Here is a 12862-nt window from a genome sequence, read left to right as displayed (position 1 = left end):
TCTTCCAAGCCGGATGAAATCCCCCTGTGGGAGCGAGCCTGCTCGCGATAGCGGTTTTACAGTCGACATCATGGTGAATGTCATTCCGTCATCGCGAGCAGGCTCGCTCCCACAGGAGATTTGTGTCAGGAGGGTGTCGCGAGTGATTCCGGCCGTGACCAGATCCATATATTCCCCAGACCCATGCCCGCGATGGCCAGGTAAATCGGCCAGCCATGATCAAGCATCACCAGCATCAACCCTGCGCACAGCAGCATGCTGACGGTGGCGCTGACCTTGGCGCGACGGGCGATGATTTTGCCGTTGCGCCAGTTGCACAGGATCGGCCCGAACAGCCGATGGTTTTCCAGCCAGGCACTCAGGCGCGGCGAACTTTTGGTCGCGGCCCAGGCAGCCAGCAGGATGAACTCGGTGGTCGGCAGGCCGGGGATGACGATGGCGATCAGACCGATGCCCAGGCTGATGTAAGCCAGCAGGGCGAAGAGGATTCGGGTGAGTTTTGAGGTGGTTGGGTGAGACATGGGGCTCAAGGTAGATCGTGAGGCTTGCGGTAATGCACATACCCTGTGGGAGCGGGGCTTGCTCGCGAATGGGGTCTGACATTCAACAGAGAAGTCGACTGTTACACCGCTTTCGCGAGCAAGCCCGCTCCCACAGGACCGTATTTCAGGCAAGTTCGGGGGTGGTGGCGTAAGCCTGTTCCAGCAACACGGTAAAGCGGTTGAACGCATCGATTGCGCCTTTATCCAGCTCGGCTTCTTCCTGCTCGCTGAACGTCAACCCATCGAGCGTCTTGACGAAGCTTTTCCAGCCTTCAGCGCGGCCGCCAGCTGGTTCGGCGAGATGACGAGCACCAAAGGTTTCACTCAAGCCAAGACCCACGGCACGCTTGATCAGGAAAGCCGCACCGAGCTTCGAGCCTTCCGAAACAAACAACCAGCCCAAGGCCTCGGCTTTGGCTGGATTGTTGACTGCACCCGCAACCGGGGCCGGAACTTCAGTGTCCAGATCCGCCAGGTCAGCCTTGGCCGCTTCAGCACGGCAGCGGGCCGGTAAGTCCGCAATGATGGCAGCCAGTTGCGCATCGTTGTACAGCGACACCAGTTCCGACTGGAACAAGTACTGCGCAACCACGAAACGCGCGAAGTTGGCCTGGGTTTCGAACGGTGCGTGGGCTTTGACCAACGCGTCGAGTTTGCTGTGAGGTTCGTGAGTGATCTGATTCAAACGTTGCGAACGCAGAGCAGGGCGTTGAGCAGTGTCCTGGGAAGTCATGAGAAGTCCTTGAGAAAAAGAGGCGCTTGGTAACGAGACGAACGGGGCGGCGCCAGACAGTAAAAAATCCCCGCGCTCCTGTGAAAGAGCGCAGGGAGGACACTGGGTCAGATATCCCAGACCAGATTGACCGCGAAGTTGCGACCCGGTTGGGTCAGGCGATCGAGGTTGGCCGGTTGCGTAACCGAGGCTTCGCCGACGCTGTCGTAACCGCGCACGTCATCCCACTGCCAGTATTTCTTGTCGGTCAGGTTGTACAGGCCGGCGTTGAGGGTCAGATCGTCGGTCACCTTGTAGAAGCCCGCCAGGTCGAGCACGCCATAACCTGGGGTCTTGAACTGGGTGCTGGTGCCGTCCGGAGTATTGAAGCTGGTGCTGTCGACGCGGGTCTTGCGTTTGACCAGGGTCCAGCTCAACAGGCCACCGTAGGTGTCCTGGTCATAACCCAGACCGAACACGCCGGTCAGCGGGTTGATGCTGTTAAGCGGCTGGCCGCTGTCATCGTTGCGACCATACAAGTAGGACACCGAGCCTTGGGTGTAGAGGCCGTTCGGCGCACCGAAGCTGTCCAGGTTCAGGCGACCCTTGAGCTCCAGGCCCTTGATGGTGGCGTGCTTGATGTTGTTGCTCTGGAACGTGGTCTCGGTGTAACCGGGGGTGATAGCGTTTTCGTCGATGAAGTCGCGGTACTTGTTGTAGAACACCGCCACATCGAAGGTACCCGCCTCGAACTGGCCGCGCAGGCCGGTTTCATAGCTCTTGCTCTTTTCCGGTTTAAGGTCGGGATTGGGCTCGACCTGATAGCCGCCGGACAGGTTTTCGAAGCGGCCATACAAGGCTTTGGCGGTCGGCGTACGGAAGCCTTCGGCGTACTGGCCGTACCAGGTGTAGTTGTCGTTGAAGCTGTAGGTGGTACCGAATTTGGGTGACAGCCGATGCCAGGTCTTGGTGTCGTCGCTGACCACGCCGTTGCCGCTCTGGTCGGCGGTGACCAGGAACTCGTCGGTGATGTGCGGCTTGAGCTGGGTGTAGTCATAGCGTGCGCCGGGCAGGAAGGTCCAGTTGTTCCAGCTGATCTCATCCTGGGCGAACAGGCTGTAGGTGTTGATGGTCGGATCCGGGAAATCGCTGGCCGGGGTCAGGGTGTCGGTGGCGCTGGCGGCGCCGATGGTGCGGCAGCTGCCGGCCACGGTCAGGCAAGTGCCGCTACCGGTACGCAGTCCGGTGACTTTGTTCTGTTTGAGGGTGGTGCCATAGGTGACGCGGTGGTCGGTGTTGGCGATGGCGAACGACTTGTCGGCCTGGGCATCGAACACCCATTGGCGATCCTTGTAGGTGGTTTCGCGGGTACGCAGCACCGTGCGCGACGGCGCGTAGATTTCTTCGGTGCTCTGGTCGGTCTTGGCGATCTGGTAGTTCAGCGTCCACTTGATGTGATCGGCCAAGGCGCTGTCCAGGCCGAAGCTGTGCTCCAGACCGAAGCGTTCACGGGTGATGGTGTCGTTGCCGGTACGCGATTTATAGAAACCGAAACCGCGTCCCGCGTTGAATGGGCCGCCCAGCGCGCTCAGTTGGTTGGTGTCGCGGTCATCCTTGTAGTGCTCGTAAGTCAGCCCGAAGCGCGAGTCGTCGGCGTAGTTCCAGCCCAGTTTTGCCAGCACGTTGGTGGTGCGTACGTCCTCGGGGTTGGCCTCGGAGCGGTTCAGGCCGATGCCGCCGGTTTCGCCATAGGATTCTGTTTCATGACCATTGCGCTGGCTCAGGTGCAGCAGGCCGTCGAACTCGCCGGTGCGGCCGGCCACGGTGCCGGAGGTCAGCCAGCTGTCATCGGCCGAGCTGTAGCCAGTCTTCAGGCGTGCGCCGACGTCTTTGCCGGGCTTGATGATGTCGTCCGGGTCGAGGGTGTAGTAGCTGACCGCGCCGCCGATGGCGCTGCTGCCATACAGCACTGAAGCCGGGCCGCGGAGGATTTCCACGCGCTTGACGATTTCCGGGTCGACATAGTTGCGGTTGGTCTGGGCATACGGGCCGTTGAAGAAACCGTCGGGCACCTGCACCCCATCGACCTGAGTCAACACGCGGTCACCGTCGATGCCGCGGATGTTGTAGCCGGTGAGGCCGCTGCGCTGACCGGCACCCCCCACCGAAACACCGGGCTCGTAACGCACCAGATCCTTGATGCTATTGACGTTGTTGCGGTCCAGTTCTTCGCGGGTTTGGACAGTGACAGTGCTCGGCACGCTGGCCACGTCTTGTTCCTGACGGGTGGCGCTGATGGTCACCTGTTGCAGATTGAGGGCGCCGCTGGTGCTGCGTTTTTCCAGCACGATGTTGTTATTGCCCAGTTTGCGATAGCTCAAGTTGGTCCCCACCAACAGGCGATCCAGGGCTTTTTCCGGCGGCAGCGAACCCTGCACACCCGGCGAGGCCACGCCTTCAGCCAGTTCGGCCGGCAAGCCGACTTGCCAGCCGGTGATGGCGGTAAACGCATTGAGCGCCGACACCAGCGGCTGCTGCGCAATGGCGAACGAATAGTCGCCCATGTTGCGGCTCGGTTGCTCGGCGGCGGTGGCGGCCATGAGCGATGCGCTGCCGGCCATCAGGATGGCGGCGGTCAGCAGCGACAATACGCGTGAAGGTGAAGAGGACTGGCGGGTAAGGCGAGAGGACATCGATAGAGCTCCGTGTCGCACGAATCTTTATAGGTGCTGATGGGCATCGCGAGATGCGAATCAATTGCATTGGCTATAACGAGACGAACGAGCTTCAGCTATCGAGTAAAAATAATTCTCATTTAGTTCAGGATCACCAGCGCGGGGAATTCCTGAAGTCTGGCGGAAGTGATGTGCGCGAGGGAGCGGACCACGTCCAGTGGCTGGTCAAGCCGGTAATTACCGGTGACGGCAACATCGGCCAACTGCTCGTTGGTGTTGATGATCCAGCCTGGATAATAACGGCGCAGTTCCGCCAGCACCTGGCTCAGTGGGCAGTTCTCGAACACCAGCCGACCCTGGACCCAGGCCAGATCGGTGGCCGCATCGAGCCTGGCCGGATGATCGAAGCCGTTGGGACCGATGCGGATGCTTTCGCCGGCGGAGAGCCGCACTCGCGCGTCATTACGCGTGGCGCGCAAATCGACATCGCCGCGCTGCACCCGAACCTGGGCCACGCCGTCCAGATAGCGCACGGCAAACGCGGTATCGCGCACACTGGCCTTGACCGGCCCGGCGTCGATCTCCAGCGGTTCGGCGCGATTGGCCGGTACTTCGAAAAACGCCTCGCCCTGATACAAGCGGGCGACGCGTTGCTGATCGTTGATGGTGCTGGAAAACGCCGAATTGGTGTTCAGCAGGACTTTCGAGCCGTCCTCCAGTTGCAGGCGCTGGCGTTCACCGATTACGGTCAGATGATCCGCCTGAAGGCGCATCGGCAGATTGCTGAAACTGAACAACCCGAGAATCAGCACTGCCGCCGTGGCCAACGGTCTCCAGTGCGGACGAAGACGCGACAGGACGGTCACTTTCGGTGGCTGGGCGGCCAGGTTTTGCGCACATTGCGTGACCTGCGGGCCGTCCCAGATCGCCTGCGCCTTGGCAAACGCCTCGGCATGCAACGGGTCGGCGTCGAGCCAGTCATGGAATTGTCGGGTCTGTTCTTCGCTCGGACTGCCCAACACGATGAGCCAGTCCAGCGCCTGGTCCATTGCACTGGCGGAGTCCCGCGCCGGGGAGGGCGGAGGGGAGCGATGAGTGTCCGTCACGGTGTTTCCTCGGCAGTGTCTGTGCACGGCTGTTTTTTTAGTGAAGCTCGAAGTGGAGCAAGAGTAGCAAAGCCTGCGCGCGTAAATCTGCGCTCTCAGTCGCCGTTTAGCCGCTGCGCGATGCCGATGCAGATCGCCATGATCAGCTTCAGCTCCTTTTGCACGGTGCTCAACGACACGCCGAGCTTCTCGGCAATCTCCAGATAGCTGTGCCCATGCAGGCGACTGAGGATGAAAATCTTCTGCTGACGCGGGCTGAGTTCACTGAGGCTCACGTTCAAGCGTTCGAGCAACTGTTCGGCATGAGCGGCATCTTCGGCGCTACTGACGGGTGAGGCGACCGCCTGCACCACGTCCGGCGGCACATTGTCGAGCATGGTGCGGGACTGGATGCGTCGCGCACGCAGATGGTCCAGCGCCAGGTTGCGGGCGGTCTGGAACACGAAGGGTTCAAGGTGATCGATGGCCCGCTCGCTGAGCGCTCGGGTCACGCGCAGGTAGGTTTCCTGCAAGAGGTCTTCGGCGGTGCTGTGATTGTTGACCATCCGCTCCAGCGTACGCAGCAGCGAGACGCGCTGGGCGATGAAGAGGTGATTGAAGCGCGATTGACTCACGGGAGGACCTGATCCATTTCGAGCAAATGATAATGCTTATCATCCGCTCGAATGGTCAAGTGCTGATTTGTGACGCTTTACCCACGACCCAGCAGATAGGTCGCGTAATCCGGGATGCGGTGTTCGTGAGCCTGATCCATCAACGGGCTGCTGAGCAGGTAATCGGCGCTGCACTCGTTGCAGGCCACCGGGATGTTCCACACCGCCGCGACCCGCAGCAGCGCCTTGATGTCCGGGTCGTGGGGTTGCGGTTCAAACGGATCCCAGAAGAACACGAGCATATCGACCCGCTGCTCGGCGATTCGCGCGCCGAGTTGTTGGTCGCCGCCCAGCGGACCGCTGATCATGCTTTCCACCGGCAGGTCGAGGCGTTGTTGTAACAACAACCCCGTCGTGCCGGTGGCGACCAGTTCATGTTGCGCGAGCTTGTCTTTCTGCCGCTCGGCCCAATCCAGCAAAAATACTTTGCAGTGGTCGTGGGCAACCAGGGCGATACGCTTGCGCGCTGCCAGGGTTTTTTGCGTAAAACTGATACCGATCATCGCTTGCTTCTCCAGACGAGAATGCGCCTGGGACGACGCATTTTTCGGCGTTTCACCGCGTTCAACGTAGAGTGAGACGCTTACTCGGCGTTGCAGAGCGCCAGGCAGTTATCGAGCATGCGGTTGGAGAAGCCCCATTCGTTGTCGTACCAGGCCAGCACTTTGAGCAGCTTGCCGCTGGACTTGGTGTGGTTGGCGTCGAAAATCGAGGACAGCGGGTTGTGGTTGAAGTCGCTGGAAACCAGCGGCAGGGTGTTGTAACCGAGAATCTTCGAGTGCAGGCTGGCTTGTTTGAGCATCGCGTTGACTTCATCGGCCGATGCTTCACGCTTGAGCTGCACGGTCAGGTCCACCAGCGACACGTTGATCACTGGAACACGCACCGCCATGCCGGTCAGTTTGCCCGCCAGTTCCGGCAGCACCAGGCCCACTGCTTCAGCGGCGCCGGTCTTGCTCGGGATCATGTTCTGGGTGGCGGAACGGGCGCGGTACGGGTCGGTGTGGTAGACGTCGGTGAGGTTCTGGTCGTTGGTATAGGCATGGATAGTGGTCATCAGACCGCTTTCGATGCCCAACTCGCGGTGCAGCACCTGAGCCACCGGGGCCAGGCAGTTGGTGGTGCACGAAGCGTTGGAAATGATCTGGTGCGATTGGCGCAGAATGTCGTGGTTAACCCCATAAACCACAGTGGCGTCGGCGCCTTTGGCCGGGGCCGAGATAATCACTTTGCGCGCGCCGGCCGTAATATGCGCGGCGGCTTTGGCACGGTCGGTGAACAGACCGGTGCACTCGAACACGACGTCGACCTTTTCCGCGGCCCAAGGCAATTCGGCCGGGTTGCGAATGGCGCTGACCGAAATACGGTCGCCGTTGACGGTCAGGCTTTCCTGATCGTGCTGGACATCGGCATCGAATGTGCCGTGAACAGTGTCGTACTTGAGCAGATGGGCATTCATCGAGCTGTCGCCCAGGTCGTTGATCGCTACGATCTGCAGATCCTGACGATAACCTTGGGTATACAGTGCCCGCAGGACATTACGGCCGATACGGCCAAAACCATTGATTGCGATTCGAAGAGTCATTTACAGCGCCGCCGTCGTTTTGTTGTTGGAATTACAAGATTATTCGCAAAAAAATAGAAAACAAGCCTTTTTAGTGGCAATATTTTGTTTTATCTACAACGAGTGACCTGAATCAACTGGTCCGAATGATCAAGAAAACCGTCTGTCATCCCAATCACAGCGGTGCTTGATCAGCATAGACAATCAGGTCGCCACATCCGTTAGCCTGGAGTTCTACACATGCATCCCCGCGTCCTTGAGGTCACCGAACGGCTTATCGCCCGCAGCCGCACCACGCGTGAGGCTTACCTTGCATTGATCCGCGGCGCCGCCAGCGACGGCCCTATGCGCGGCAAGCTGCAATGCGCCAACTTCGCCCATGGCGTAGCCGGGTGTGGCAGCGACGACAAGCACAGCCTGCGGATGATGAACTCCGCCAACATCGCCATAGTTTCGTCATATAACGACATGCTGTCGGCGCACCAGCCGTACGAAGTCTTCCCGGAACAGATCAAAAAAGCCCTGCGCGAAATCGGCTCCGTCGGCCAGTTCGCCGGTGGCACCCCCGCCATGTGCGATGGCGTGACCCAAGGCGAGCCGGGCATGGAACTGAGCCTGCCGAGCCGCGAAGTGATCGCGCTGTCCACTGCGGTAGCGCTTTCCCACAACATGTTCGACGGCGCGCTGATGCTCGGCATCTGCGACAAGATTGTGCCGGGCTTGATGATGGGCGCGTTGCGGTTCGGTCATCTGCCGACGATTTTCGTGCCGGGCGGGCCGATGGTTTCGGGCATCTCCAACAAGCAGAAAGCCGATGTGCGTCAGCGCTACGCCGAAGGCAAGGCGACGCGCGAAGAGCTGCTGGAATCGGAGATGAAGTCCTATCACAGCCCTGGCACCTGCACCTTCTACGGCACCGCCAACACTAACCAGTTGTTGATGGAAGTCATGGGCCTGCACTTGCCGGGCGCCTCGTTCGTCAACCCGAACACCCCGTTGCGCGATGCCCTGACCCGCGAAGCAGCGCACCAGGTCACGCGCCTGACCAAGCAGAACGGCGACTTCATGCCGATCGGCGAAATCGTCGACGAGCGTTCGCTGGTCAACTCCATCGTGGCCCTGCACGCCACCGGCGGCTCGACCAACCACACCCTGCACATGCCGGCCATCGCCATGGCTGCGGGCATCCAGTTGACCTGGCAGGACATGGCCGACCTCTCCGAGGTGGTGCCGACCCTGAGCCACGTGTACCCGAACGGCAAAGCCGACATCAATCACTTCCAGGCGGCGGGCGGCATGTCGTTCCTGATCCGCGAACTGCTGGAAGCCGGCCTGCTTCACGAAAACGTCAACACCGTGCTCGGCCATGGCCTGAGCCGCTACACCAAGGAACCGTTCCTCGATAACGGCGAACTGGTCTGGCGCGAAGGCCCGATCGAAAGCCTCGACGAAAATATCCTGCGTCCGGTCGCTCGCGCATTCTCGGCAGAGGGTGGCTTGCGCGTGATGGAAGGTAACCTCGGCCGTGGCGTGATGAAGGTCTCGGCGGTCGCGCTGGAAAACCAGGTTGTCGAAGCGCCAGCCATGGTGTTCCAGGATCAGCAGGACCTGGCCGATGCGTTCAAGGCCGGTTTGCTGGAGAAGGATTTTGTCGCTGTGATGCGCTTCCAGGGCCCGCGTTCCAACGGCATGCCGGAACTGCATAAGATGACGCCGTTCCTCGGCGTGCTGCAGGATCGCGGCTTCAAAGTCGCGTTGGTGACTGACGGGCGTATGTCCGGCGCCTCGGGGAAAATCCCGGCGGCGATCCACGTCAGCCCCGAAGCTTATGTGGGCGGCGCTTTGGCACGGGTGCAAGAGGGCGATATCATCCGCGTCGATGGCGTCAAAGGCACTCTGGAGCTTAAGGTGGACGCCGAAGAATTCGCAGCGCGCGAACCTGCCAAGGGTCTGTTGGGCAACAACATTGGCAGCGGTCGCGAACTGTTTGGTTTCATGCGCATGGCCTTCAGCTCCGCAGAGCAAGGCGCCAGCGCCTTTACTTCTGCCCTGGAGACGCTTAATTGAAACTGGCTCTGGTCGGTGACATCGGTGGCACCAACGCACGTTTCGCGTTGTGGAAAAACCAGCAGCTGGAATCAGTCCAGGTGCTGGCGACGGCAGACCACGCCAGCCCGGAGGAGGCCATTGCGCTCTACCTGAGCGGGCTCGGTCTGGCGCCGGGTTCGATCGGTTCGGTGTGCCTCTCGGTGGCAGGCCCCGTGAGCGGTGATGAATTCAAGTTCACCAACAATCACTGGCGGCTCAGTCGCAAGGGGTTCTGCAAGACCTTGCAGGTGGATCAACTGCTGTTGATCAACGACTTCTCGGCGATGGCGCTGGGCATGACCCGCTTGCAACCGGGCGAGTTTCGGGTGGTCTGCGAAGGCACGCCGGAACCGTTGCGGCCGGCGGTGGTGATCGGTCCGGGCACTGGCTTGGGCGTGGGCACGTTGCTCGATCTGGGCGCGGGCCGTTTTGCCCCGTTGCCGGGGGAGGGCGGTCACGTCGACCTGCCGCTGAGCAGCCCGCGAGAAACCCAGCTGTGGCAGCACATCTTCAACGAGATCGGCCATGTCAGTGCTGAAACGGCGTTGAGCGGCAGTGGTTTGCCGCGGGTCTACCGGGCGATCTGCGCGGTGGATGGGCACACGCCGGTGCTCGACACGCCTGAGTCGATTACGGCGGCCGGACTGGCGGGCGATCCGATTGCCCTGGAAGTGCTCGAGCAGTTCTGCTGCTGGCTCGGTCGCGTGGCCGGCAACAACGTGCTGACCACCGGGGCGCGCGGCGGTGTTTACATCGTTGGCGGGGTAATTCCACGGTTTGCCGACTTCTTCATCAAAAGCGGTTTCGCCCGGTGCTTCGCCGACAAGGGGTGCATGAGCGATTACTTCAAAGGCATTCCGGTGTGGCTGGTGACGGCGCCGTATTCCGGCCTTGTTGGCGCGGGTGTGGCGCTGGATCAATCCATTCCAGCCTGAAATGCAATCAAATGTGGGAGCGGGCTTGCTCGCGAAGGCGGTGTGTCAGTCAACCAAGATGTTGAATGTGATGGCCCCTTCGCGAGCAAGCCCGCTCCCACATTGGTTCTGCGGTGTTTGTAGATTTCGTGCTTAAGGCATAATCCACCTAATTCAAACAACAAGGACGCCGCCCCGTGAGCTCAGTCAACAAGTCGATTTTGTTGGTCGATGACGATCAAGAGATACGCGAGTTGCTGGACACCTACCTGACCCGCGCCGGTTTCCAGGTCCGCACCACGCCCGATGGTGCAGGTTTTCGTCAGGCCCTGAACGAGGCGCCGAGCGATCTGGTGATTCTCGACGTGATGCTGCCGGACGAAGACGGTTTCAGCCTCTGCCGCTGGATCCGCCAGCACCCGCGTCAGGCCCATGTACCGATCATCATGCTCACCGCCAGCTCCGACGAGGCCGACCGCGTCATCGGTTTGGAACTGGGCGCCGACGACTACCTTGGCAAACCCTTCAGCCCCCGTGAATTGCAGGCGCGCATCAAAGCCTTGTTGCGCCGCGCGCAGTTCGGTCAGGAACGTTCCGGCAGCGAAGTGCTGGCCTTCGATGATTGGCGGCTGGACATGGTCAGCCATCGACTGTTCCACATCGACGGCGAGGAAGTGATTCTCTCGGGCGCCGATTTTGCGCTGCTGAAACTGTTCCTCGATCACCCTCAGGAAATCCTCGATCGCGACACCATCGGCAACGCTACCCGTGGCCGTGACCTGATGCCGCTGGATCGCATCGTCGACATGGCCGTCAGCCGTTTGCGCCAGCGCCTGCGCGACACCGAAAAACCGCCACGGCTGATCCGTACCGTGCGCGGCAGTGGCTACCAACTGGCAGCCAACGTGGTTGCCAGCAATGGTCACTGAGTTCCTGCGCAAGCTCGCCGGGCGGGTGCCGGTGCCGCGCTCGTTGCTCGGGCGCATGTTGTTGCTGACCCTGCTGGCGGTATTGTTCGCCCAGACGCTGTCGAGCGTGATCTGGGTCTCGCAATTGCGCGCCACGCAGCTTGAAGGCCTGGTCACCAGTGCCCGCAGCCTGGCCCATTCGATGACGGCCAGCGTCAGTTATTTCCGCTCGTTGCCGGTGGCGTTTCGGCCGCTGGTGCTCGATCAATTGCGCAGCATGGGCGGCACCCGGTTCGTGGTGACGCTCAACGACAAACCCTTAGGGATGGAAGTGCTGCCAATCACCCCGCGCAAAGAAGCGGTGCTCAAAGCGGTGGACGAAGTGCTGCGCCAGTCGCTGGGCCAGGACACCGACATCTCGGTGACCTTCGTCAGCCCCGAAGACCTGCGGATTTTCAACGGCGGCTTGAAGCTCGATGAGTTGCCGCGTTCCTGGGCGCACTACGCGTTGACCCTGGAGCCGGTGAATCCGCCGGTGCTGGTCACGCAAATCCAGATGGCACCGGGCGAATGGCTGTACATCGCCTCCCTGTTGCCCGAGCCCTACACCAGTCTTGAAGAACAAGGCCTGCCGGCGCAGCAGGTCTGGTTCATCGTGCTCACCAGCGGTTTCCTGTTGCTGTTCATCGGTCTTTTGGTGCACTGGCAGAGCCGACCGCTCAAGCGATTGGCGCGGGCGGCGCGGGACATGTCTCTGGGTGCCGAAGTCGAACCGGTGGCCGAGGGCGGCGGCAGCGAAGTGGTGGAAGTGGGTCGCGCCTTCAATGCGATGCGCGAACGTATCAGCCGTTACCTGACCGAACGCAGCCAATTGTTCAGCGCGATTTCCCATGACTTGCGCACGCCGATCACCCGCTTGCGATTGCGGGTGGAATTGCTTGAAGACGAAAAACTGCAAGCCAAATTCGGTCGTGATCTGGATGAGCTGGAGTTGCTGGTCAAAGGCGCGTTGCAATGCGTGAAAGACACCGACATCCACGAAAACATCGAGCCGGTGGACCTCAACCATGTGCTCGACTGTCTGGTGGAACCGTATCTGGCGCCCAACGGCAATGGCCGTGTGACTCAACATGGCCGGGCGTTGGCGCCGTATCCCGGCAAGCCGTTGGCGCTCAAGCGTTGCATCGGCAACCTGATCGACAACGCCTTGAAATATGGGCAGAACGCGCATCTGCATATCGATGATGACGAGAGCGCGTTTGTCCTGCATGTCGACGATGAAGGGCCGGGTGTGCCGGAGCAGCGGTTGGAGCAGGTGTTCGAGCCGCACTTCCGCTTGGCCGGGCAGCAGCAGGGTTATGGCCTGGGGCTGGGGATTGCACGCAACATTGCCCATAGCCATGGCGGTGAAGTCAGCCTGCAAAACCTGCGTGAAGGCGGGTTACGGGTGACGTTGCAGTTGCCGCGTAGTGTTGATTAGGAAGACCGCGTTATCGTTCTTCGCGAGCAAGCCCGCTCCCACAGTGGTTCTGCGTCGTACACAAATCCAATATGGGAGCGGGCTTGCTCGCGAAGGCGTCAGTCCCTTCAATACATCCCTCAAGGCAAATGTCACAACTCGGTGACATAACTCGCCCCCTTCGTTACCTGCCCGCCACCGCCCGTTGTTTAGACTGCCCCCAGTCATAACAACAAAAAAG

The 12862-nt window shown here is 60.7% G+C and carries 11 protein-coding genes; 4 read left to right on the top strand and 7 right to left on the bottom strand.

Translation table 11 applies throughout. The features are described from left to right. Window positions 1–125 precede the first annotated feature (125 nt). The 7 genes from AB7M29_RS27710 to gap form a co-directional block, all read right to left on the bottom strand. Window positions 126–521: a YbaN family protein gene (locus tag AB7M29_RS27710; RefSeq protein ID WP_052967954.1), complete on the bottom strand. Its 396-nt coding sequence runs from the start codon at window positions 519–521 to the stop codon at window positions 126–128. Window positions 522–666: 145 nt separating this feature from the next. Next, complete coding sequence (locus AB7M29_RS27705) at window positions 667–1275, bottom strand: biliverdin-producing heme oxygenase (RefSeq protein ID WP_217854253.1); 609 nt, start codon at window positions 1273–1275, stop codon at window positions 667–669. 107 nt (window positions 1276–1382) lie between these two features. Continuing rightward, the gene (locus AB7M29_RS27700) at window positions 1383–3947 is read right to left on the bottom strand and encodes a TonB-dependent receptor (RefSeq protein ID WP_454248461.1); all 2565 of its coding nucleotides are present in this window, start codon (window positions 3945–3947) and stop codon (window positions 1383–1385) included. Window positions 3948–4069: 122 nt separating this feature from the next. Continuing rightward, the gene (locus AB7M29_RS27695; RefSeq protein WP_454248460.1) at window positions 4070–5035 is read right to left on the bottom strand and encodes a FecR family protein; all 966 of its coding nucleotides are present in this window, start codon (window positions 5033–5035) and stop codon (window positions 4070–4072) included. A 95-nt stretch (window positions 5036–5130) separates the two neighbouring features. Continuing rightward, on the bottom strand, window positions 5131–5649 hold the full coding sequence (locus tag AB7M29_RS27690) for an RNA polymerase sigma factor (protein WP_217854250.1): 519 nt from the start codon (window positions 5647–5649) through the stop codon (window positions 5131–5133). Between the two features lie 77 nt (window positions 5650–5726). Continuing rightward, a complete protein-coding gene (locus AB7M29_RS27685) occupies window positions 5727–6191 on the bottom strand; it encodes a methylglyoxal synthase (RefSeq protein WP_007903352.1) in 465 nt (154 codons plus the stop codon). A gap of 80 nt (window positions 6192–6271) precedes the next feature. Next, a complete protein-coding gene (gap, locus tag AB7M29_RS27680; protein ID WP_052967860.1) occupies window positions 6272–7273 on the bottom strand; it encodes a type I glyceraldehyde-3-phosphate dehydrogenase in 1002 nt (333 codons plus the stop codon). Between the two features lie 219 nt (window positions 7274–7492). On the opposite strand from gap, the gene edd reads away from it, so the two are divergent. The 4 genes from edd (at window position 7493) to AB7M29_RS27660 (ending at window position 12642) form a co-directional block, all read left to right on the top strand. Further along, a complete protein-coding gene (gene edd / locus AB7M29_RS27675) occupies window positions 7493–9319 on the top strand; it encodes a phosphogluconate dehydratase (RefSeq protein WP_052967861.1) in 1827 nt (608 codons plus the stop codon). Beyond that, window positions 9316–10275: a glucokinase gene (locus AB7M29_RS27670; RefSeq protein WP_217854249.1), complete on the top strand. Its 960-nt coding sequence runs from the start codon at window positions 9316–9318 to the stop codon at window positions 10273–10275. The genes edd and AB7M29_RS27670 overlap by 4 nt, the downstream gene beginning before the upstream one ends. A gap of 176 nt (window positions 10276–10451) precedes the next feature. Next, on the top strand, window positions 10452–11183 hold the full coding sequence (locus AB7M29_RS27665; RefSeq protein ID WP_008006907.1) for a response regulator: 732 nt from the start codon (window positions 10452–10454) through the stop codon (window positions 11181–11183). Window positions 11184–11214: 31 nt separating this feature from the next. After that, a complete protein-coding gene (locus AB7M29_RS27660; protein WP_201060690.1) occupies window positions 11215–12642 on the top strand; it encodes an ATP-binding protein in 1428 nt (475 codons plus the stop codon). The last annotated feature ends 220 nt before the right edge of the window (window positions 12643–12862 follow it).

The sequence above is a fragment of the Pseudomonas sp. F-14 TE3623 genome (genome assembly GCF_053629015.1).
Note: the sequence above shows the minus strand (reverse complement) of the source record. Positions and strands in the feature narration are given on the sequence as shown.

Excerpts from the sequence above, each read along its gene's own strand:
- AB7M29_RS27710 (WP_052967954.1), bottom strand. The coding sequence starts at position 521 with ATGTCTCACCCAACCACCTCAAAACTCACCCGAATCCTCTTCGCCCTG.
- AB7M29_RS27705 (WP_217854253.1), bottom strand. The coding sequence starts at position 1,275 with ATGACTTCCCAGGACACTGCTCAACGCCCTGCTCTGCGTTCGCAACGT.
- AB7M29_RS27700 (WP_454248461.1), bottom strand. The coding sequence starts at position 3,947 with ATGTCCTCTCGCCTTACCCGCCAGTCCTCTTCACCTTCACGCGTATTG.
- AB7M29_RS27685 (WP_007903352.1), bottom strand. The coding sequence starts at position 6,191 with ATGATCGGTATCAGTTTTACGCAAAAAACCCTGGCAGCGCGCAAGCGT.
- gap (WP_052967860.1), bottom strand. The coding sequence starts at position 7,273 with ATGACTCTTCGAATCGCAATCAATGGTTTTGGCCGTATCGGCCGTAAT.
- edd (WP_052967861.1), top strand. The coding sequence starts at position 7,493 with ATGCATCCCCGCGTCCTTGAGGTCACCGAACGGCTTATCGCCCGCAGC.